30 protein-coding genes are annotated in these 20,914 nt (G+C 56.8%); 24 read left to right on the top strand and 6 right to left on the bottom strand.

The features are described from left to right. Window positions 1-10 precede the first annotated feature (10 nt). The 22 genes from rplP (at window position 11) to bfr (ending at window position 11,897) form a co-directional block, all read left to right on the top strand. Window positions 11-424 carry a 50S ribosomal protein L16 gene (gene rplP / locus ACM6JQ_RS29405; RefSeq protein WP_007896757.1) on the top strand — a complete coding sequence of 138 codons (414 nt, stop codon included), beginning with the start codon at window positions 11-13 and terminating at the stop codon, window positions 422-424. Beyond that, window positions 424-615: a 50S ribosomal protein L29 gene (rpmC, locus tag ACM6JQ_RS29400; RefSeq protein ID WP_002555481.1), complete on the top strand. Its 192-nt coding sequence runs from the start codon at window positions 424-426 to the stop codon at window positions 613-615. The genes rplP and rpmC overlap by 1 nt, the downstream gene beginning before the upstream one ends. Window positions 616-617: 2 nt before the next feature. Beyond that, entirely contained in the window at window positions 618-884 is a 267-nt protein-coding gene (gene rpsQ, locus ACM6JQ_RS29395; RefSeq protein WP_003176419.1) for a 30S ribosomal protein S17, read from the top strand. Window positions 885-907: 23 nt separating this feature from the next. Further along, window positions 908-1,276, top strand: a complete 369-nt coding sequence (gene rplN, locus ACM6JQ_RS29390; RefSeq protein WP_002555479.1) for a 50S ribosomal protein L14 — start codon at window positions 908-910, stop codon at window positions 1,274-1,276. 11 nt (window positions 1,277-1,287) lie between these two features. Next, the gene (gene rplX / locus ACM6JQ_RS29385) at window positions 1,288-1,602 is read left to right on the top strand and encodes a 50S ribosomal protein L24 (RefSeq protein ID WP_003176416.1); all 315 of its coding nucleotides are present in this window, start codon (window positions 1,288-1,290) and stop codon (window positions 1,600-1,602) included. Between the two features lie 20 nt (window positions 1,603-1,622). Then, window positions 1,623-2,162, top strand: a complete 540-nt coding sequence (gene rplE / locus ACM6JQ_RS29380) for a 50S ribosomal protein L5 (RefSeq protein ID WP_003176415.1) — start codon at window positions 1,623-1,625, stop codon at window positions 2,160-2,162. A 13-nt stretch (window positions 2,163-2,175) separates the two neighbouring features. Continuing rightward, window positions 2,176-2,481, top strand: a complete 306-nt coding sequence (gene rpsN, locus ACM6JQ_RS29375; RefSeq protein ID WP_007918460.1) for a 30S ribosomal protein S14 — start codon at window positions 2,176-2,178, stop codon at window positions 2,479-2,481. A gap of 209 nt (window positions 2,482-2,690) precedes the next feature. Next, the gene (rpsH, locus tag ACM6JQ_RS29370) at window positions 2,691-3,083 is read left to right on the top strand and encodes a 30S ribosomal protein S8 (RefSeq protein WP_007918458.1); all 393 of its coding nucleotides are present in this window, start codon (window positions 2,691-2,693) and stop codon (window positions 3,081-3,083) included. A gap of 12 nt (window positions 3,084-3,095) precedes the next feature. Beyond that, window positions 3,096-3,629, top strand: coding sequence for a 50S ribosomal protein L6 (rplF, locus tag ACM6JQ_RS29365; protein WP_003176412.1), 534 nt, complete (start codon window positions 3,096-3,098; stop codon window positions 3,627-3,629). Window positions 3,630-3,639: 10 nt separating this feature from the next. Next, entirely contained in the window at window positions 3,640-3,990 is a 351-nt protein-coding gene (gene rplR / locus ACM6JQ_RS29360; protein WP_003186037.1) for a 50S ribosomal protein L18, read from the top strand. Window positions 3,991-3,993: 3 nt separating this feature from the next. After that, window positions 3,994-4,494, top strand: coding sequence for a 30S ribosomal protein S5 (gene rpsE, locus ACM6JQ_RS29355; RefSeq protein ID WP_003186035.1), 501 nt, complete (start codon window positions 3,994-3,996; stop codon window positions 4,492-4,494). A 2-nt stretch (window positions 4,495-4,496) separates the two neighbouring features. Then, window positions 4,497-4,673: a 50S ribosomal protein L30 gene (rpmD, locus tag ACM6JQ_RS29350; RefSeq protein WP_003176408.1), complete on the top strand. Its 177-nt coding sequence runs from the start codon at window positions 4,497-4,499 to the stop codon at window positions 4,671-4,673. A gap of 3 nt (window positions 4,674-4,676) precedes the next feature. Further along, window positions 4,677-5,114 (top strand): 50S ribosomal protein L15, encoded by a 438-nt coding sequence (gene rplO, locus ACM6JQ_RS29345; protein ID WP_003228720.1) that lies wholly within the window; start codon window positions 4,677-4,679, stop codon window positions 5,112-5,114. Further along, complete coding sequence (gene secY, locus ACM6JQ_RS29340) at window positions 5,115-6,443, top strand: preprotein translocase subunit SecY (RefSeq protein WP_003228718.1); 1,329 nt, start codon at window positions 5,115-5,117, stop codon at window positions 6,441-6,443. Between the two features lie 27 nt (window positions 6,444-6,470). Further along, window positions 6,471-6,587 (top strand): 50S ribosomal protein L36, encoded by a 117-nt coding sequence (rpmJ, locus tag ACM6JQ_RS29335; RefSeq protein WP_002555468.1) that lies wholly within the window; start codon window positions 6,471-6,473, stop codon window positions 6,585-6,587. A gap of 129 nt (window positions 6,588-6,716) precedes the next feature. Further along, window positions 6,717-7,073 carry a 30S ribosomal protein S13 gene (gene rpsM, locus ACM6JQ_RS29330; RefSeq protein WP_009045849.1) on the top strand — a complete coding sequence of 119 codons (357 nt, stop codon included), beginning with the start codon at window positions 6,717-6,719 and terminating at the stop codon, window positions 7,071-7,073. Between the two features lie 30 nt (window positions 7,074-7,103). Then, window positions 7,104-7,493 (top strand): 30S ribosomal protein S11, encoded by a 390-nt coding sequence (gene rpsK, locus ACM6JQ_RS29325; RefSeq protein WP_002555466.1) that lies wholly within the window; start codon window positions 7,104-7,106, stop codon window positions 7,491-7,493. Window positions 7,494-7,511: 18 nt separating this feature from the next. Continuing rightward, entirely contained in the window at window positions 7,512-8,132 is a 621-nt protein-coding gene (rpsD, locus tag ACM6JQ_RS29320) for a 30S ribosomal protein S4 (RefSeq protein ID WP_003176404.1), read from the top strand. A gap of 22 nt (window positions 8,133-8,154) precedes the next feature. Further along, a complete protein-coding gene (locus ACM6JQ_RS29315) occupies window positions 8,155-9,156 on the top strand; it encodes a DNA-directed RNA polymerase subunit alpha (protein WP_003186012.1) in 1,002 nt (333 codons plus the stop codon). Window positions 9,157-9,198: 42 nt separating this feature from the next. Next, entirely contained in the window at window positions 9,199-9,585 is a 387-nt protein-coding gene (rplQ, locus tag ACM6JQ_RS29310; protein ID WP_007918448.1) for a 50S ribosomal protein L17, read from the top strand. 240 nt (window positions 9,586-9,825) lie between these two features. Further along, window positions 9,826-11,280, top strand: coding sequence for a catalase (locus ACM6JQ_RS29305; RefSeq protein ID WP_007918446.1), 1,455 nt, complete (start codon window positions 9,826-9,828; stop codon window positions 11,278-11,280). Between the two features lie 149 nt (window positions 11,281-11,429). Then, window positions 11,430-11,897, top strand: a complete 468-nt coding sequence (bfr, locus tag ACM6JQ_RS29300) for a bacterioferritin (protein WP_007918444.1) — start codon at window positions 11,430-11,432, stop codon at window positions 11,895-11,897. Window positions 11,898-11,962: 65 nt separating this feature from the next. Here bfr and uvrA read toward each other — a convergent pair whose 3' ends face one another. Beyond that, complete coding sequence (uvrA, locus tag ACM6JQ_RS29295; protein ID WP_007918441.1) at window positions 11,963-14,797, bottom strand: excinuclease ABC subunit UvrA; 2,835 nt, start codon at window positions 14,795-14,797, stop codon at window positions 11,963-11,965. A gap of 191 nt (window positions 14,798-14,988) precedes the next feature. On the opposite strand from uvrA, the gene ACM6JQ_RS29290 reads away from it, so the two are divergent. Further along, window positions 14,989-16,386 carry an MFS transporter gene (locus tag ACM6JQ_RS29290; protein ID WP_007950096.1) on the top strand — a complete coding sequence of 466 codons (1,398 nt, stop codon included), beginning with the start codon at window positions 14,989-14,991 and terminating at the stop codon, window positions 16,384-16,386. Between the two features lie 9 nt (window positions 16,387-16,395). Then, entirely contained in the window at window positions 16,396-16,920 is a 525-nt protein-coding gene (locus ACM6JQ_RS29285; RefSeq protein ID WP_008081898.1) for a single-stranded DNA-binding protein, read from the top strand. Window positions 16,921-17,033: 113 nt separating this feature from the next. Here ACM6JQ_RS29285 and ACM6JQ_RS29280 read toward each other — a convergent pair whose 3' ends face one another. The 5 genes from ACM6JQ_RS29280 to ACM6JQ_RS29260 form a co-directional block, all read right to left on the bottom strand. Beyond that, window positions 17,034-18,191: a glutathionylspermidine synthase family protein gene (locus ACM6JQ_RS29280; RefSeq protein WP_007917223.1), complete on the bottom strand. Its 1,158-nt coding sequence runs from the start codon at window positions 18,189-18,191 to the stop codon at window positions 17,034-17,036. Window positions 18,192-18,193: 2 nt separating this feature from the next. Further along, entirely contained in the window at window positions 18,194-18,892 is a 699-nt protein-coding gene (locus ACM6JQ_RS29275) for a DUF1190 domain-containing protein (protein WP_095114417.1), read from the bottom strand. Between the two features lie 17 nt (window positions 18,893-18,909). After that, the gene (locus tag ACM6JQ_RS29270) at window positions 18,910-19,335 is read right to left on the bottom strand and encodes a DUF350 domain-containing protein (protein ID WP_007917221.1); all 426 of its coding nucleotides are present in this window, start codon (window positions 19,333-19,335) and stop codon (window positions 18,910-18,912) included. 15 nt (window positions 19,336-19,350) lie between these two features. Next, window positions 19,351-20,001 (bottom strand): DUF2491 family protein, encoded by a 651-nt coding sequence (locus tag ACM6JQ_RS29265; RefSeq protein WP_007917219.1) that lies wholly within the window; start codon window positions 19,999-20,001, stop codon window positions 19,351-19,353. Window positions 20,002-20,200: 199 nt separating this feature from the next. After that, on the bottom strand, window positions 20,201-20,899 hold the full coding sequence (locus ACM6JQ_RS29260) for a PspA/IM30 family protein (protein ID WP_123375840.1): 699 nt from the start codon (window positions 20,897-20,899) through the stop codon (window positions 20,201-20,203). Window positions 20,900-20,914 lie beyond the last annotated feature (15 nt).

Here is a 20,914-nt window from a genome sequence, read left to right as displayed (position 1 = left end):
GGTACGCCAAATGTTGCAACCTAAGCGTACGAAGTTCCGCAAGCAGATGACAGGCCACAACCGTGGTCTGGCTCAGCGCGGTAGCAAAGTCAGCTTCGGCGAGTTCGCGCTGAAGTCTGTAGCTCGTGGTCGTCTCACCGCTCGTCAGATCGAGTCAGCGCGTCGTGCTCTGACCCGTCACGTTAAACGTGGCGGCAAGATCTGGATCCGTGTATTCCCGGACAAGCCTATTTCCAAGAAGCCACTCGAAGTTCGGATGGGTAAAGGTAAGGGTAGTGTGGAGTACTGGGTTGCCCAGATTCAGCCAGGCAAAGTCCTGTATGAAATCGAGGGTGTTTCTGAAGAGCTGGCGCGTGAGGCTTTTGCCCTGGCTGCTGCAAAGCTGCCGCTCGCCACCGCCTTTGTTAAACGGACGGTGATGTGATGAAAGCGAATGAACTTCGTGAAAAATCCGCACAGCAGCTGAACGAGCAACTGCTCGGCTTGCTGCGCGACCAGTTCAATCTGCGTATGCAGAAAGCAACTGGCCAGTTGGGGCAGTCTCATCTGCTCTCGCAAGTTAAGCGTGACATCGCTCGCGTGAAGACTGTGCTCAACCAGCAGGCAGGTAAGTAATCATGGCTGAAGCCGAAAAAACTGTCCGTACGCTGACTGGCCGTGTTGTCAGCGACAAGATGGACAAAACCATCACCGTACTGATCGAGCGTCGCGTTAAGCACCCGATCTACGGTAAATACGTTAAGCGTTCGACTAAGCTGCACGCGCACGACGAAACCAATCAGTGCCACATCGGCGACAAAGTCACTATTCGTGAAACTCGTCCTTTGGCCAAGACCAAGTCTTGGGCGCTGGTTGATGTTCTCGAACGCGCTGTGGAAGTCTAAGGACTAGGGGTCGGAGAAATTATATGATTCAGACTCAATCCATGCTCGATGTGGCCGATAACAGCGGCGCTCGCCGCGTTATGTGCATCAAGGTGCTGGGTGGCTCCCATCGTCGTTACGCTGGTATCGGTGACATCATCAAAGTTACCGTGAAGGAAGCAATTCCTCGCGGTAAAGTGAAAAAAGGCCAAGTGATGACTGCTGTTGTAGTCCGCACTCGTCACGGCGTACGTCGTGCTGATGGCTCCATTATCCGCTTTGATGGCAACGCTGCTGTTCTTCTGAACAACAAGCAAGAGCCGATCGGCACCCGTATCTTTGGGCCAGTGACCCGTGAACTTCGTACTGAGAAGTTCATGAAGATCGTCTCGCTCGCCCCAGAAGTGCTGTAAGGAGATCCGACATGCAAAAGATTCGTCGTGACGACGAGATCATCGTGATCGCCGGCAAAGACAAAGGTAAGCGCGGTAAGGTGCTTAAGGTTCTTGCTAATAACCGTCTGGTTATTGGTGGTCTGAACCTGGTTAAGCGTCATACCAAGCCTAACCCGATGTCGGGCGTGCAAGGCGGTATCGTCGAAAAAGAAGCTCCACTGGACGCTTCTAACGTCGCCATTTTCAACGGCGAAACCAACAAGGCTGACCGCGTTGGTTTCAAAGTAGAAGACGGCAAGAAAATTCGTGTCTTCAAGTCGACCCAAAAAGCGGTTGATGCTTGAACACTGCTAGGTAGAAGACCATGGCACGACTAAAAGAGATTTACTGGAAGGAAATCGCACCGAAGCTTAAGGAAGAACTTAAGCTTTCGAACGTGATGGAAGTTCCACGCGTTACAAAAATCACCCTGAACATGGGTCTGGGCGAAGCTGTTGGTGACAAGAAAGTCATCGAGCATGCTGTTGCTGACCTGGAAAAGATCACCGGCCAAAAAGTCGTTGTGACCTACGCTCGTAAATCCATCGCTGGCTTTAAAGTCCGTGAAGGATGGCCGATCGGCGTCAAGGTGACCCTGCGCCGTGAGCGTATGTATGAGTTCCTGGATCGTCTGCTGTCGATCTCCCTGCCTCGGGTTCGCGACTTCCGCGGCCTGAATGCCAAGTCCTTTGATGGTCGTGGTAACTACAGCATGGGCGTAAAAGAGCAGATCATTTTCCCGGAAATCGACTACGACAAGATCGATGCTCTCCGCGGTCTGGACATTACCCTGACCACCACTGCCAAGAACGATGATGAAGGCCGCGCTCTGCTGCGTGCTTTCAAATTCCCGTTCCGCAACTGATTGGAGTAGGAAAATGGCCAAGAAGAGCATGAAGAACCGTGAGCTGAAGCGTCAGCTCACTGTTGCCAAGTACGCCACCAAGCGTGCAGCGCTGAAAGCTATCATCGTCGATCTGAACGCAAGTCCAGAAGCGCGTTGGGAAGCTACCGTAGCTCTGCAGAAGCAACCACGTGACGCAAGCGCTGCGCGCATGCGTAACCGTTGCCGCCTGACTGGTCGTCCGCACGGCGTTTACCGCAAGTTCGGCCTCGGCCGTAACAAGCTGCGTGAAGCTGCAATGCGTGGTGACGTACCAGGTCTGGTTAAAGCCAGCTGGTAATTGTTGTCAAAGTCTCGATGTTCGGGTTCGCAAGAACCTGACCATCGGTGGCCTTGAATCTGAATCAAGCCCCTTTTGGGGCTTGATTCATTTCTGGGGTGTGTCTAGAATGACCGGCTCGCCTGAGCCCGTGTTTTTCATGCCCGGAAGTTCTCGGCGACAAGTAGTAGCCGCAAGGCTAATTTTTCTGTATTAGGAGCGTCTAGCCCATGAGTATGCAGGACCCGTTAGCGGACATGCTAACTCGAATCCGTAATGCCCAGATGGCTGAAAAGTCTGTCGTAAGCATGCCGTCTTCCACGCTGAAGGTGGCTGTAGCAAAAGTCCTGAAGGACGAAGGTTACATCGCGGATTTTCAGATCACCACCGACGCTAAGCCGTCGTTGTCCATCGAGCTGAAGTACTTCGAAGGCCGTCCGGTTATCGAAGAAGTGAAGCGCGTTAGTCGTCCAGGCCTGCGTCAGTACAAGTCCGTTGAAGATCTGCCGAAAGTTCGTGGCGGTCTTGGCGTGTCTATCGTCTCCACCAACAAAGGTGTGATGACGGATCGTGCTGCGCGCGCTGCCGGTGTCGGCGGCGAAGTTCTTTGCACTGTGTTCTAAGGGGGGATAAGCATGTCTCGCGTCGCTAAGAACCCCGTTAAGCTGCCAGCCGGTGTCGAAGTAAAATTCGCAGGCCAACAGCTTTCGGTGAAGGGTGCCAAGGGTACTCTTGAACTGAACATCCATTCGTCCGTTGAGATCGTTGAAGAAGCTGGTGAGCTGCGTTTCGCTGCTCGCAATGGCGATCAACAAACTCGCGCAATGGCCGGTACCACGCGTGCGTTGGTAAACAACATGGTCCAAGGCGTAAGCCAAGGCTTCGAGCGCAAGCTCCAGCTGGTCGGTGTTGGTTACAAGGCGCAAGCAAAAGGCACGGTTTTGAACCTGGCCCTTGGCTTCTCGCACCCAGTGGATTACGAACTGCCGGAAGGCATCACCGCTGAGACTCCTAGCCAGACCGATATCCTGATCAAGGGCATCGATAAGCAGCTGGTAGGTCAAGTGGCCGCTGAGATCCGCGACTTCCGTCCACCAGAGCCGTACAAAGGCAAAGGTGTGCGCTACGCGGACGAAGTCGTCCGTCGTAAAGAAGCCAAGAAGAAGTAGGGCATAGCAAATGACCGACAAAAAAGTTACTCGACTGCGTCGCGCTCGCAAAGCACGCCTGAAAATGCACGAACTCGAAGTCGTGCGTCTCTGCGTGTTCCGCTCGTCGCAGCACATCTACGCCCAGGTCATCTCGGCCGACGGCAACAAAGTCCTGGCAAGCGCCTCGACTTTGGATAAAGAACTGCGTGATGGCGCCACTGGCAACATCGACGCGGCCACAAAGGTTGGCCAGCTGGTCGCTACGCGTGCTAAGGCCGCTGGCGTCTCGCAAGTGGCTTTCGACCGCTCTGGCTTCAAGTACCACGGCCGCGTTAAAGCGCTGGCTGATGCTGCTCGTGAAGCTGGGCTGGAGTTCTAAGTTATGTCAAATAACGACCAAAAGCGCGACGAAGGCTACATTGAGAAGCTGGTTCAAGTTAACCGCGTAGCCAAAACCGTTAAAGGCGGCCGTATCTTCACTTTCACCGCGTTGACCGTGGTTGGTGATGGTAAAGGGCGTGTTGGCTTCGGCCGTGGCAAGTCGCGTGAAGTGCCTGCTGCGATCCAGAAGGCAATGGAAGCTGCTCGCCGCAACATGATCCAAGTTGATCTGAACGGCACCACTCTGCAGTACGCAATGAAGTCCGCTCACGGCGCTTCGAAGGTGTACATGCAGCCTGCTTCTGAAGGTACCGGTATCATCGCTGGCGGCGCTATGCGTGCTGTCCTCGAGGTTGCTGGTGTTCAGAACGTTCTGGCCAAGTGCTACGGCTCGACTAACCCGGTAAACGTGGTTCACGCCACTTTCAAAGGTTTGAAAGCTATGCAGTCTCCTGAATCCATTGCCGCCAAGCGTGGCAAAAGCGTCAAGGAGATCTTCTGATCATGGCTACCGTTAAAGTAACGCTGATCAAAAGCATGACCGGCCGCATCCCTAACCACAAACTGTGCGTTAAGGGTCTGGGTCTGCGTCGCATCGGTCACACTGTAGAAGTCCAGGATACTCCCGAGAATCGCGGGATGATCAACAAGGCTTACTACATGCTGCGTGTCGAGGGTTAATCGATGAAACTCAATGATCTGAGTCCAGCGCCGGGTTCCCGTCGCGAAAAGCATCGTCCGGGCCGTGGTATCGGTAGCGGTTTGGGTAAGACTGGTGGCCGTGGTCACAAAGGTCAGACCTCCCGCTCCGGTGGCACCATCGCTCCAGGCTTTGAAGGCGGTCAACAGCCGCTGCATCGTCGCCTGCCGAAGTTCGGTTTCGTTTCCCTGAAAGCCATGGATCGCGCAGAAGTGCGTTTGTCCGAGTTGGCTAAAGTGGAAGGCGACATCGTCACCGTGCAGTCCCTGAAAGATGCCAACGTGATCAACGTCAACGTACAGCGTGTGAAAATCATGCTGTCCGGTGAAGTGACTCGCGCTGTCACTATCGGCAAGGGAATCGGCGCCACCAAAGGTGCGCGTGCGGCTATCGAAGCAGCTGGCGGCAAGTTCGAGGAATAAATGGCTAAGCAAGGTGCTCTCTCTGCGCTCGGCAAAGGCGGTATGTCTGAACTCTGGGCTCGTCTGCGTTTTCTGTTCCTGGCGATTATCGTCTACCGAATAGGCGCACACATCCCGGTTCCAGGTATCAACCCGGACCGACTCGCAGACCTGTTTCGACAGAATGAGGGGACCATTCTTAGCTTGTTCAACATGTTCTCCGGCGGCGCGCTGGAACGGATGAGCATCTTTGCACTGGGGATCATGCCGTACATTTCGGCATCGATCATCATGCAACTGATGACCGCCGTCAGCCCGCAGCTGGAGCAGTTGAAGAAGGAAGGTGAAGCTGGCCGTCGCAAGATCAGCCAGTACACCCGCTACGGCACCGTCGTCCTCGCTCTCGTTCAGGCTATTGGCATGTCCATTGGTCTGGCGGGGCAGGGCGTTGCGTTCACTGGTGACTTTGGCTTCCATTTCGTCGCGGTATCCACTTTTGTGGCTGGTGCGATGTTCATGATGTGGCTGGGTGAGCAGATTACTGAGCGTGGTGTAGGTAACGGTATCTCGATGTTGATTTTTTCGGGTATCGTCGCCGGTCTTCCGAGAGCAATCGGGCAGTCTTTCGAGTCTGCGCGTCAGGGTGATATCAACATCTTCGCCTTGGTTGCCATCGGTTTGCTGGCAGTAGCGATTATCGGTTTTGTGGTGTTCATTGAGCGTGGTCAGCGTCGTATCGCTGTTCACTACGCCAAGCGTCAGCAGGGCCGCAAGGTTTTTGCTGCGCAGACAAGCCACTTGCCGCTGAAGGTGAACATGGCCGGTGTTATTCCGGCTATTTTCGCGAGCAGCATTTTGCTGTTCCCGGCTTCGCTGGGTGCCTGGTTTGGTCAGTCTGAAGGTATGGGCTGGTTGCAGGACATCTCGCAGTCGATCGCTCCTGGTCAGCCGTTGAATATTCTGCTGTTTAGTGCAGGGATTATTTTCTTCTGCTTCTTCTATACGGCGTTGATGTTCAATCCGAAAGACGTAGCGGAAAACCTGAAGAAGTCCGGTGCCTTTATTCCGGGCATCCGTCCAGGTGAGCAGTCTGCGCGCTACATTGATGGCGTTCTGACCCGCTTGACCATGTTCGGTGCTCTTTACATGACGGCCGTGTGCCTGTTGCCCCAGTTCCTGGTGGTTGCAGCAAACGTTCCGTTCTACCTTGGCGGGACCTCGTTGCTGATCGTGGTCGTGGTTGTGATGGACTTCATGTCCCAAGTACAATCGCACCTCGTTTCGCACCAGTACGAATCCCTGATGAAGAAAGCCAACCTGAAGGGTTACGGCAGCGGCATGTTGCGCTGAGTACCCATAAGGTTCGAGGAGTTGGTGATGAAAGTTCGTGCATCGGTGAAAAAGCTGTGCCGTAACTGCAAGATTATTCGCCGCGAAGGTGTTGTTCGAGTAATTTGCAGCGCGGAACCGCGTCACAAACAGCGCCAAGGCTGAGTGTGATCCGCTTGAAGCCCGGCAGCTAGTGCGCTGCCGGGTTGATTATTTGTTATTACAGCGATATTATCTCGCGCCCTATTTCTTGGCTTCCGGGGCGTAGGTAGCTGTCAATTGGAGTCCCACTGAATGGCCCGTATTGCAGGCGTTAACATTCCAGATAACAAGCACACTGTTATCTCGCTGACCTACATCTATGGTGTTGGTCGCACTACTGCGCAGAAAATTTGCGCAGAGACTGGGGTAAACCCAGCCGCAAAGATCAAAGATCTGAGCGACGAGCAGATTGAGCAATTGCGTGGCGAAGTGGCGAAGTTCACCACTGAAGGTGACCTGCGTCGCGAAATCAACATGAAAATCAAGCGTTTGATGGACCTCGGTTGCTACCGTGGTCTGCGTCATCGTCGTGGTCTTCCAGTACGCGGTCAGCGTACCAAGACTAACGCGCGTACCCGTAAAGGTCCGCGTAAGCCGATCCGCAAGTAATCGCCCACGCGAATCGACAGGAAATTAATCATGGCAAAACCTGCTGCTCGTCCTCGTAAAAAAGTTAAAAAGACAGTGGTTGATGGCATCGCCCACATCCATGCTTCTTTTAACAACACAATCGTGACCATCACCGACCGTCAAGGTAACGCGCTTTCTTGGGCTACCTCTGGTGGTTCGGGTTTCCGCGGTTCCCGCAAGTCCACCCCGTTTGCTGCTCAAGTAGCTGCTGAACGTGCTGGTCAAGCTGCGCTGGAATATGGCCTGAAAAACCTCGACGTCAACGTCAAAGGTCCAGGTCCAGGTCGTGAATCCGCAGTCCGCGCTTTGAACGGCTGTGGCTACAAGATCGCCAGCATCACCGACGTGACGCCAATCCCGCACAACGGGTGCCGTCCGCCGAAGAAGCGCCGCGTGTAATCCAGGAGATTGTAAAGAATGGCTCGTTACATTGGTCCAAAATGCAAACTCGCTCGTCGCGAAGGCACCGATCTCTTCCTGAAGAGCGGCGTGCGCGCGATCGAATCGAAGTGCAACATTGAAGCAGCACCTGGTATCCACGGCCAACGCCGCGGTCGCCAGTCCGACTACGGCACCCAACTGCGTGAAAAGCAGAAGGTCCGTCGTATCTACGGCGTTCTCGAGCGTCAGTTCAGCGGCTACTACAAAGAAGCTGCTGGCAAGAAAGGTGCAACCGGTGAAAACCTGCTGCAACTGCTCGAATGCCGTCTGGACAACGTTGTATACCGTATGGGCTTTGGTTCGACTCGTGCCGAATCCCGTCAACTGGTATCGCACAAGTCGATCAGCGTTAACGGTCAGACCGTAAACGTTCCGTCGTATCAGGTTCGTGCTGGTGACGTGGTTGCAGTTCGCGAGAAAGCAAAAAACCAACTTCGCATTGTCCAAGCTCTCGATCTGTGTGCCCAACGTGGCCGCGTAGAATGGGTAGAAGTAGACACTGAGAAGAAGTCGGGCGTTTTCAAGAACGTTCCTGCTCGCAGTGATCTGTCCGCCGACATCAACGAAAGCCTGATTGTCGAGCTCTACTCCAAGTAAGGGCTAGAAAATAGGTGCATCCATGCAGATTTCGGTAAATGAGTTCCTGACACCCCGCCATATTGATGTGCAGGTTGTCAGTCCAACCCGCGCCAAGATCACTCTCGAGCCTCTCGAGCGTGGTTTTGGCCACACCCTGGGCAACGCGCTGCGACGCATCCTGTTGTCCTCAATGCCCGGCTGCGCAGTAGTCGAGGCCGAGATTGACGGTGTGCTCCACGAGTACAGCGCCATCGAAGGTGTACAGGAAGACGTAATTGAAATCCTGTTGAACCTTAAAGGTCTGGCCATCAAGCTGCACGGTCGTGACGAAGTTACGCTGACCTTGTCGAAGAAGGGTTCGGGGGTGGTTACCGCTGCCGATATTCAGCTGGATCATGATGTCGAGATCGTTAATCCCGATCACGTAATCGCTAACCTGGCGTCTAACGGCGCCCTGAACATGAAGCTCACCGTAGCTCGTGGTCGTGGTTATGAACCAGCAGACTCGCGTCAGAGCGATGAAGACGAAAGCCGCAGCATCGGTCGCTTGCAGCTCGACTCTTCGTTCAGCCCGGTTCGCCGTATCGCATACGTGGTGGAAAACGCCCGTGTCGAACAGCGTACTAACCTGGACAAGCTGGTTATTGATCTGGAAACCAACGGTACTCTGGATCCTGAAGAGGCTATCCGCCGCGCTGCAACCATTCTGCAACAGCAGTTGGCTGCGTTCGTCGACCTCAAAGGTGACAGTGAGCCAGTGGTTGTCGAGCAGGAAGACGAGATCGATCCGATCCTGCTTCGCCCGGTTGACGATCTGGAACTGACTGTACGTTCGGCTAACTGCCTTAAGGCGGAAAACATCTACTACATCGGTGACCTGATTCAGCGCACCGAAGTGGAGCTGTTGAAGACTCCGAACCTGGGCAAGAAATCCTTGACTGAAATCAAGGACGTTCTGGCCTCCCGCGGTCTGTCCCTCGGCATGCGCCTCGACAACTGGCCGCCTGCAAGTCTTAAGAAGGACGACAAGGCGACTGCCTGATCGTCGTAATCACCGAACGTAGTGTTTGGTAAGGAATGAACCATGCGTCATCGTAAAAGTGGTCGTCACCTGAGCCGCACCAGCTCGCACCGCAAGGCCATGTTTCAAAACATGGCGGTGTCGCTGTTCGAGCACGAGCTGATCAAAACTACTCTGCCAAAAGCCAAAGAACTGCGCCGCGTTGCTGAGCCGCTGATCACTCTGGCCAAGACAGACAGCCTGGCTAACCGCCGTCTGGCTTTCGACCGTACTCGTTCGAAAGCTATCGTTGGTAAGCTCTTCAACGACCTGGGCAAGCGTTACGCTACCCGTGAGGGTGGCTACCTGCGCATCCTCAAGTGCGGTTTCCGCACTGGCGACAACGCGCCTATGGCGTACGTCGAGTTGGTTGATCGTGCTACTGCTGGCGAAGCTGTATCCGCCGAGTAAGACGTCAGTCTGAAACGAAGAACCGGGCCTAGCGCCCGGTTTTTTGTGTCCGCAGAAAAACGCGCCGTTCGTACAAGCTTCTGACACTGTTCTGTTGTCACTATGTGCCGGGATACATGATTAGTAATTATCTATCGATGCCTGCAAGTTAATGAATTTGTGGCTGTCACATGGATGATCAATACTTCCCAGCAAGCCGATTAGCCGGCAGTTTCAAGACTGACAGAGGAAGAAGACCGTATGAGCCAGATCAAAACGCTTACGACCGCCAGTGGCGCACCTGTCGCCGATAACCAGAATTCCCGCTCCGCCGGCCCGCGTGGCCCTTTGCTGCTCGACGATTTCCACCTGATCGAGAAGCTCGCGCACTTCAACCGTGAAAACATCCCTGAACGCCGCGTACATGCGAAGGGCTCGGGTGCTTATGGCACGTTCACCGTTACTCGTGATATCACTGAATACACCAGCGCCAAGCTGTTCGAATCCGTCGGCAAGCAAACTCCGACTTTCCTGCGCTTCTCCACAGTGGGCGGCGAACGTGGTTCGGCGGATACCGAGCGTGACCCACGCGGCTTCGCGCTGAAGTTCTACACCGAAGAAGGCAATTGGGACATCGTTGGCAACAACACGCCAGTGTTCTTCATTCGCGATCCACTGAAATTTCCTGACTTTATCCATACGCAAAAACGTCTGCCGCAAAGCAATCTCAAAAGCGCGCAGATGATGTGGGACTTCTGGTCGCATTCGCCTGAAGCGCTGCACCAGGTCACCATTCTGTTCTCCGATCGAGGCATCCCGGACGGCTACCGTCACATGCACGGCTTCGGCAGCCACACCTACAGCCTGATCAGCGCTGAAGGCGAGCGTCACTGGGTAAAATGGCACTACAAGACCAAGCAAGGCATCAAGAACCTGGCGCCGGCCGATGCAGCGCGCTTGGCAGGCACTGATCCAGATTACGCGCAGCGTGATTTGTTTGAAGCCATCGAGCGCGGTGACTTCCCGAAATGGCGTGTGTGCATCCAGATCATGACCGAAGCTCAAGCAGCGGCGCATTACGAGAACCCATTCGACGTGACCAAAACCTGGTCGCAGAAAGAGTTCCCGCTGATCGAAGTCGGTGAGCTGGAACTGAATCGCAACCCGCAGAACTACTTCGCTGAAGTCGAGCAAGCGGCGTTTGGCCCAAGCAACATGGTGCCGGGTGTTGGTCTGTCGCCAGATCGCATGCTGCAAGGTCGTGTATTCGCTTACGCCGACGCGCACCGCTACCGTGTCGGTACCAACCACCAGCAACTGCCGGTGAATGCTCCACGCAGCCCGGTTAACACTTACCAGCGTGACGGCTCGATGGCATTCGGCAGTAACGGTGGTGCAGCACCTAACTACGAGCCGAACAGCTACACCGAAGCACCGAAACAAGCTCCGCGTTACGCAGAACCTGCGCTGGCCTTGAGCGGTGCCGCTGATCGCTACGATCACCGCGAAGACACTGATTACTACAGCCACGCCGGTGCGCTGTTCCGTCTGATGAGCGATGAGCAGAAAGCATTGCTGGTCAGCAACATCGCTGGCGCGATGTCGGGTGTTTCCAGTGACGTCGTTGATCGTCAGTTGCAGCATTTCTACAAAGCCGATCCGGCGTATGGAGAAGCAATCGCAACGCTGCTCAACGTACAGCTTAACGAAGTCTAAACGAGAAGCAGAACCGCCCTCATTTGGGCGGTTTTTGCGTTATTTAGGCTGCTTTTCTAAGAATATCTTCGCTTTTATTGCGCTAATCGGGTGACCTTCCGGTCAGCTTGGTTCAAACTACAGACTTTCAAGTAGGGAGATGTAGGGCGATGCAAGGCCACCCAGACGTTATCGATTACCTCAACACGTTGCTGACCGGCGAACTGGCCGCGCGTGACCAATATTTCGTTCATTCGCGGATGTATGAGGACTGGGGGTTCACCAAGCTCTACGAGCGAATCAATCACGAGATGGAAGAAGAAGCAGGTCACGCTGATGCGTTGATGCGCCGCATTCTGATGCTCGAAGGTACGCCGCGCATGCGTCCGGATGACTTGGACGTTGGCACCACGGTGCCGGAGATGCTCGAAGCCGATCTGCGTCTTGAGTACAAGGTCCGCGCTGCCCTGTGTAAAGGCATCGAGTTGTGCGAGCAGCACAAAGACTATGTCAGCCGCGAGATCCTGCGGGTTCAGCTCAATGACACCGAAGAAGATCACACCTACTGGCTGGAAAAGCAGTTGGGCCTGATCAAGCTGATCGGCCTTGAGAACTACCTGCAATCTCACACTTCCTGATTGCAATCGATACAAAAAAGCCCCTGTCACTGATGAAGTGACAGGGGCTTTTTCATGTCTGGCGTTTACGCCCGATCGCGGATCAGCAGCGGTTTGAGGTAATGACCAGTATGAGATTGCTTCATCTCGGCCACTTCTTCCGGTGTACCGGTGGCAATGATCTGCCCACCTTTGGAACCACCCTCGGGTCCGAGATCGACCAGCCAGTCGGCCGTCTTGATCACGTCGAGGTTGTGTTCGATCACCACCACCGTATTGCCGTGGTCGCGCAGGCGATGCAGGACGTCGAGCAACTGCTGAATATCTGCGAAGTGCAAACCGGTAGTCGGCTCATCGAGGATATACAGGGTCTTGCCTGTGTCGCGCTTGGACAGCTCGCGAGACAGCTTGACCCGCTGTGCCTCGCCGCCGGATAACGTGGTCGCCGACTGTCCGAGCTTGATGTACGACAGGCCGACATCCATCAACGTTTGCAGCTTGCGCGCCAGTGCCGGCACCGCGTCGAAGAACTCCCGGGCTTCCTCGATGGTCATTTCGAGGGTTTCGTGGATGCTCTTGCCCTTGTATTTGATTTCAAGGGTTTCGCGGTTGTAACGCTTGCTCTTGCACACGTCGCACGGTACGTAGATGTCCGGCAGAAAGTGCATTTCCACCTTGATCAGGCCATCGCCCTGGCACGCTTCGCAACGACCGCCCTTGACGTTGAACGAGAAACGTCCCGGGCCGTAACCACGGGAGCGCGACTCGGGCACGCCGGCGAACAGTTCACGGATCGGCGTGAACAGCCCCGTGTACGTCGCTGGGTTGGAGCGCGGCGTCCGGCCAATCGGGCTCTGGTCGATATCGACGACTTTGTCGAGATGCTCCAGGCCTTTGATACTGTCGTGCGCAGCCGCTTCCAGTGTGGTCGCACCATTGAGCGCCGTGGCGCTCAGCGGGAACAGCGTGTTGTTGATCAGCGTCGATTTGCCCGAGCCGGACACGCCGGTGACGCACGTCAGCAAGCCAATCGGGATGTCGAGGTCGACATTACGCAGGTTGTTGCCGCGCGCGCCTTTCAGCGACAGATTGAGCTTCTTGTTACGTGGCGTACGTTTGGCCGGCACTTCAATCTTCACCCGGCCCGACAGGTATTTACCGGTCAGGGAATCCGGATGCGCCATGACTTCAGCCGGCGTACCTTCGGCAACGATCTGCCCACCGTGTACGCCAGCGCCGGGGCCGATATCGACGACATAGTCAGCCAAGCGAATCGCATCTTCGTCGTGCTCGACCACGATTACCGTGTTACCGATGTCGCGCAGGTGCTTGAGAGTGCCGAGCAGTCGATCATTGTCACGCTGGTGCAAGCCAATGGACGGTTCGTCGAGGATGTACAAAACACCCACCAGGCCTGCGCCGATCTGGCTGGCCAGACGAATACGTTGTGCTTCACCACCGGAAAGGGTGTCAGCGCTGCGATCCAGCGACAGATAATCGAGACCGACGTTGACGAGGAACTGCAGACGCTCACGGATTTCCTTGAGAATCTTGTCCGCGATCTCGCCACGGCGGCCGGTCATCTTCAGTTGGCCGAAGTATTCGCAAGCATCGCCGATCGGCAGATTGGTCACTGCCGGCAATGTCTTCTCGCCAACCCACACGTGGCGCGCTTCGCGACGCAGGCGCGTGCCACGGCAGTCCGGGCACGACTGAGTGCTGAGGAACTTGGCCAACTCTTCACGCACGCTCGCCGACTCGGTCTCGCGGTAGCGACGCTCGAGGTTGGGCACGATGCCTTCGAACGGGTGCGAACGTTTGACGATATCGCCGCGGTCGTTGAGGTATTTGAAGTCGACGTTCTGCGAGCCGCTGCCGTGCAGGATGGATTTCTGCTGATCGGCCGGCAGATCGTTGAACGGCACTTCCAGGCTGAAGCCGTAGTGCGAGGCCAGTGAGCCGAGCATCTGGAAGTAATAGACGTTACGCCGGTCCCAGCCGCGAATCGCACCTTCGGCCAGCGTCAGCTCACCGTTGACCAATCGCTTGATGTCGAAGAACTGCTTTACCCCCAGACCATCGCACGTCGGGCAGGCGCCGGCCGGGTTGTTGAAGGAGAACAGTTTGGGTTCGAGTTCGCTGATTGCATGCCCGCAGATCGGGCAAGCGAAGCGGGCGGAGAAGATCATTTCTTCGCCCGGCTCATCGTCCATCGGCGCGACCAGGGCGATACCGTCCGCCAGCTTCAGCGCGGTTTCGAAGGACTCCGCCAAACGCTGTTGCAGGTCGGCGCGCACTTTGAAGCGGTCGACGATCACATCGATCGAGTGCTTCTTCTGTTTATCCAGTTTCGGCAGCTCGTCGAGTTCGCAGATCCGGCCGTTGACCCTGGCGCGGACGAAACCTTGGGCGCGCAGCTCTTCGAAGACCGACAGGTGTTCACCTTTACGCTCGCGGATCACCGGCGCCAGTAGCATCAGTTTGCTGCCTTCCGGTTGCGCCAGCACCAGGTCGACCATCTGGCTGACGGTCTGCGCTTCCAGCGGAATGTCGTGATCGGGGCAGCGCGGCGTACCCACGCGCGCATAAAGCAAACGCAGGTAGTCGTAGATTTCAGTGATGGTGCCGACCGTGGAGCGCGGGTTGTGCGAGGTCGACTTCTGTTCGATGGAGATCGCCGGCGACAGGCCTTCGATGGTGTCGACGTCGGGTTTTTCCATCATCGACAGGAACTGGCGGGCGTAGGCCGACAGCGATTCGACATAGCGGCGCTGACCTTCGGCGTACAGTGTGTCGAAGGCCAGGGACGACTTGCCGGATCCGGACAGGCCGGTGATGACGATCAGCTTGTCCCGTGGCAGGGTCAGGTCGATGTTCTTCAGGTTGTGGGTACGGGCCCCACGTATCAGGATCTTGTCCAAAGTGGCCTCGCTCGGCGGGCGTCGAAAACGTAGGAGTATACGGCCAAATACTGGATGGATGCACACTATCAAACGAAGGGTTTTTTACCCTGGATGAAGAGAGTTTCATCTATACGCGTCAAAGCGTCGCGATATACCCCGTCTACCGATGGGACTGGTAGAATCGCCGCCGGTTCACACGAGGTTTTTCCATGCACGATCCCCACAGCGAACGCATGAGTGGCAGCGAGACCCGCGCGGCGAGCGGTCTGGCCCTGGTGTTCGCCTTCCGTATGCTGGGCATGTTCATGGTGTTGCCGGTACTGGCGACCTATGGCATGGACCTGGCGGGCGCGACCCCGGCCCTGATCGGCTTGGCTATCGGCGCTTACGGCCTGACCCAAGCGATTTTCCAGATTCCGTTCGGGATCATTTCCGACCGCATTGGCCGTCGTCCGGTGATTTACCTCGGGCTGATCGTCTTCGCGCTTGGCAGCGTGCTGGCCTCTCAGGCCGATTCGATCTGGGGCGTAATCGCCGGGCGGATCCTGCAAGGTGCCGGGGCGATTTCCGCTGCGGTCATGGCGCTGCTTTCCGACCTGACCCGCGAACAGCACCGCACCAAAGCGATGGCGATGATCGGCATGACCATCGGTTTGTCGTTTGCCGTGGCCATGGTCGTCGGGCCTTTGCTGACCCGCGCTTTCGGTCTGTCCGGACTGTTCCTCGCCACCGGTGCCATGGCATTGGTCGGTATCGCCATCATCATGTTCATGGTGCCGCGTTCCACCGGGCCGTTGCAGCATCGTGAATCCGGCGTGGCGCGTCAGGCCTTGATGCCAACGCTCAAGCATCCAGACTTGCTGCGCCTCGATTTAGGTATCTTTGTGTTGCATGCGATGCTGATGTCGAGCTTCGTCGCGCTGCCGCTGGCGCTGGTCGAAAAAGCCGGTTTGCCCAAGGAGCAGCACTGGTGGGTCTATCTCACCGCGCTGCTGATTTCGTTCTTCGCCATGATCCCGTTCATCATCTATGGCGAGAAGAAACGCAAAATGAAACGAGTTTTGCTCGGCGCCGTCCTGACGCTGATGCTGACTGAGCTATTCTTCTGGCAGTTCGGCGACAGCCTGCGGGCTCTGGTGATTGGTACGGTGGTGTTCTTCACCGCGTTCAATCTGCTGGAGGCTTCATTGCCGTCGCTGATCAGCAAGGTTTCACCGGCGGGCGGAAAGGGCACGGCCATGGGCGTGTATTCCACCAGCCAGTTCCTTGGTTCGGCACTCGGCGGGATACTCGGCGGCTGGCTGTTTCAGCATGGCGGTCTGTCGGTTGTGTTCCTTGGATGTGCCGGGCTGGCTGCACTTTGGTTGGCCTTTGCTGTTACCATGCGTGAACCTCCCTACGTGACGAGCCTGCGCTTGCCGTTGTCGCCCGAGGCGATCCGCGAAGCGGGTCTGGTCGAGCGCCTCAAGGCCCTCGTAGGGGTAACCGATGCAGTGATAGTTGCTGACGAAGCGGCTGTTTACATCAAACTGGACAAAGAATTAGTGGATCGCGACACCCTCGAACGCCTGGTGAACAACCCGGCCGGGGCTGCTTGCGAAGCCTAGGAGAACGTTATGGCCCGTGGGGTTAACAAAGTCATATTGGTCGGCACTTGCGGCCAGGATCCCGAAGTTCGCTACCTGCCTAACGGTAACGCCGTGACCAACCTGAGTCTGGCCACCAGCGAACAATGGACCGACAAGCAAACCGGTCAGAAGGTCGAGAAGACCGAATGGCACCGTGTTTCGATGTTCGGCAAGGTTGCTGAAATCGCTGGCGAATACCTGCGTAAAGGTTCGCAGGTCTACATCGAAGGCAAGCTGCAGACCCGCGAGTGGGAAAAAGACGGTATCAAGCGTTACACCACCGAAATCGTGGTCGACATGCAAGGCACCATGCAACTGCTCGGCGGCCGTCCACAACAGGGCGACCAACAAGGCGGTGGCAACAACTACCAGCAGTCGGCTCCAGCTCCACGTCAGCAGGCACCGCGTCCGCAGCAGTCGGCTCCACAGCAGCGTTCGGCCCCGGCTCCACAGCAGGCCGCACCGCAACCGGCTCCGGATTTCGACAGCTTTGATGACGATATCCCGTTCTGATTTGTCGCTGCACCCGTTCTAAGTAAAAAGGCCCGTCGCTGAAGCGACGGGCCTTTTTTGTGGGGCTTTTTTTCGTCTGCGGTTATCCCAAATCCCACAGGGATATCAGTGGTTCAGTCGAGGATCAGGTGCGGCAGAAAGCGGCTGGAATCTTTGGTGATCAGGCTGTTGTCTTCCCGTACACCAATCCCCGCAGCCTGATCGCCAATCACCCAGGAACCGATCAGCGTGTAGCTGTCGCCGAATTTCGGCAGCGGTGCAAATTCCTGCAGGATAAATGGCGCATCCGTGTAGGGCCCATCCTCTTTGACGATCAGACCGTCTGCCGTTTGCAGCTCAATGTTGGCGCCTTCGCGGGAGAAGTACGGCTTGCGTACCCATCCCTTGGGCACGGCGCTGGCCGGATTCGGATCGAGATGCGCCGCCAGCAGATTCGGATGGCCCTGGTGCAGCTCCCACAGTAGCGGCAACGCGCCCTTGTTCGACAGGATCGCCTTCCACGCCGGTTCGAAAAACTGCGTATCGCACTCGGCAATCGCCGCGCCGAACGGCTCGTGGAAGATGAATTCCCAGGCGTGCAGCTTGAACAGGTGCGGGATCCAGCGATCTTCCAGGTCGACGAAACGCCCTTCAGCGGTCAAACCGATGTCTTCGATATCGATGTGCCGTGATTCGATGCCGACCTTTTCGGCGATCAAGCGCAGGTAATCCGTGGTGCCCTTGTCCTCGACCGAGTCTCTCATCGAAGCGAAGTAGAACGGCCGCTTCAGTTGCAGCTCGGCGAAGGCCTTATGCAACTGGGTGTCGATGCTGTTGAACTGGTCGGCATGGCGCGGCAGCGTGCCGCGCTCGATGCATTGTTCCAGCCAGCCCCACTGAAAAGCCGCCGCTTCGTAGAGGCTGGTCGGCGTGTCGTAGTTGAGTTCCAGCAATTTCGCCGGGCCGTCGCCGCTGTAGGAAAAGTCCATGCGCCCGTACAGATGCGGATGACCTTCCCGCCAGGACGTGCGGATCATGTCGTAGTACGGCGTCGGGATGCTCAGGCGATCCAGCAGCTCTTCGCTGTTGACCACGCGGTCGACCAGGTCCATGCACATCTCGTGCAGTTCGGTGGTCGGGTCCTCAAGATCGTTTTCGATTTGCGCGAGCGTGAACTGGTAGTACGCGCTTTCGTCCCAGTACGGCTCGTCGTCGATGGTGTGGAACATGAAGCCGAGGCTTTCGGCAGTCTGTTTCCAGTCAGGCCGCTCGGCGCAGAGGATCTTCTTCATCGTCAGCTGCTCGAACGACCAGAACTGCTGCCCCAACCACCCCAGCCGCTGCGGGCACTGGACTGGCTGCCGAAGCCGCCGCGTGACGTCGATGAGGCCACATTGACCGGTTTGCTTTTGCTGCTTTCGTAATCCGTTTGGCTGCGCGTCGTGGTTTCGGCTCTGCGGTACTGCGTCGAGGTGTTGTACGGCTGGCGCGTTTCGCGATCGCGGTAAACCGTGCGCTCGGCGTTGTTGCTCATCGCGTTGCCGATCAGCCAACCGGTCAGCCAGCCATTTCCGCCTCCGCCGCCACCACCGCTGGAGACATGCGAAGTGCTTTGCACATGCTGCGCTGTCGTGTCACCGGCAGGCATTTGAGCATCGGCGATGGCGTCGAGGTTCTGCGCCGGCTCACCGCTCGCAGGCACTTTGAAGCCGCCGAGTTTCGGCACGAAGCGGCCGTCAGAATTCTTTTGGCACCAGTCAGCGGCAAAGTCCGCGTCGCACTTGGCCTTGTCGTCGTACGCCGGGGCAATGCGCCGGTGTTCGGTCAGGGCGGCGACGTAGGCGTTGGAGCAGACATCGGCGGCCACTTCGGCGTCGACGCACTGTTCCACATTCTGGAAACTGCGTGGTTGATCTGCGGCTGCCGCCTGGCCGGAAATGGCCATGGCCACCGAGGCGGCGAGGGACAACTGAACGTATTTGCTGCGTTTCATCTAAGGCTTCCTGCCGATCAGTTGGACGGTGTCATGCACGCGGCGTTGAGCATGCCGACGCTGATCGCGACCGCAGCAACATAGATACCCGAAGCCACTTCACCGTTGGCGATGCGCTGGGAGGTGCCTTTGAGCACTAGACCCGTGGCGAGGAATGCCAGCAGTTGCACCACGGCGGCAATCACTGCCCAGAGTACGAAGTCGAGGACGTTGACCGAAAACGCAATCACGTTACTGGCCGGAATCGCGAAGCCGATGATCGCGCCGGACAGGGCGATGGCAGCGGCAACGTTGCCGGAGCGAATCAGCTCGAATTCCTTGTGCGGGGTGATGCGCGTGTAGACGAATTGAAACAGCATGAACAGCAGTACGGCGCCGATGAGATAGACGACGAAACCGACCAGTGCGGTTTTGTTCAGGGAAACGGCCAGCACTTCCAGCATGAAAAACTTCCTTTTTTAAATGGTGCTCAGATCTGTCGTGTACAGCGAAATGCCCAGCGAGGTGCTCAGGCTGACGGTGCCTTCTTCGTCCTGTTCGACGGAGAACAGCAGCAATTCGCGGCGATCGGTCAGGCCGGTCTCGCGCGCATAAAGCATTGAGTGATGTTCGATGGTGTAGCTCTCGTCCGGATTGACCACCTGTTCGGTCATCGGCACAAGTTCGGTCTGGCCTTGTTCGGTGCCCCACTCACGGCTGTATTCGACACCGTCGTGGTTGTAACCGGGCAAGCCGATCTGGCTGTCGGGGCCGGCCAGGCGCTGCAGTTCGGCGTCACTGTTGACGGTCACGTAACTGAGGTAGTTGAACAGGGTGACGGATTCGATCTGATCGTCACCGGTGACGTGGATCTGCAGCCAGAAATCCTCGTCGTTCATGTAATAGCGGTGCAGTTTATTGGACTGGCCGAGGTCGACCCAGCCGTGGCTCCAGATCGCCTGATCGAAGGGTACTCGCACTGTGGTCGAGCCATCGAGCAACAGCGCCAGCGTCGTATCGAACCTGACAGCCTTGCCTTGGGCCATGCCGAGTGGGCCACTGGCAACGGTCGGTGTTGGCGCAGCGGTCTGCCAGTTGCTGGTGCCCAGCAAGTCTTTAAACCATCCCATGGGTACGTTCCTTGAAGCGGGTGGAAGTGTTCGTCGGCGAAAAAGCGTCGCTAGTGTACCGGGCTCAGCGGCGAACGACACGCCGCAAACCATGTGGGAGCGAGCTTGCTCGCGAAGAGGGCGTATCAGTCAACAACGATGTCGACTGATACGCCGCTTTCGCGAGCAAGCTCGCTCCCACGGTTTTTTTGCGCAGTGCTTACTGAGCGGACTTTTGCTTCAGACGCTCAAGAATCGCATTGGCGCTGCCTTCGTTCGGCGTGATGCCGGCGTCGCGCAGTTTGCGTTCCAGATCGTTGCCGGTCGAAGCGTCGGCCAGTTCGTCGGCAGCGCTCAGTTCAGCCGCGCGTTGCTGCTGCTTGGCCTGCAGACGGTTCAACGTACCGACGGCGGTTTCCAGTTTGCCATTGGCGCCGCCGCTGGCGATGGAGGCGCTGACCTGGGCTTTCTGCACGCTTTCGCGGGCCTTGGCCATGTCCACTTGTTGGCGCAGGCTCTTGATGCGCGACTCGGCTTTGCTGATGTCTTTGCGCATGTTTTCGGCGTAAGTGCCGAACTCGTCGCTCTGCTTTTTCTCGACATCCAGCTCGTTGGTCAGGGTCGAAATCGCTTCGGCCACTTCCATTGCCAGGTCTTCACGGCCGGCGTTCAGCGCCGAGACGGCTTTGGCTTCCAGATCCCTGATCTTGGCGTCGTACTCGCTTACGCGGTCGGCGGCCAGTTTGTGTTTGGCCATGATGGTGACCAATTCGCGACGGGCGTTCGACAGTGCGCTGTCGGCGTCACGGATTTCCTGATCGAGGATGCGCAGGGCCTGTTGGTCGGCAATCGCTTCGCCGACTTCATTGGCGCCGCCGCGCAGTGCGGTGAACAACTTGCTCCAGATGGACTGAGTCATTGGATATTCCCTGTT

The organism is Pseudomonas sp. IT-232MI5, assembly GCF_949767845.1.
Classification (GTDB): Bacteria; Pseudomonadota; Gammaproteobacteria; order Pseudomonadales; family Pseudomonadaceae; genus Aquipseudomonas.
This window is presented reverse-complemented; position numbering and strand designations above follow the sequence as displayed.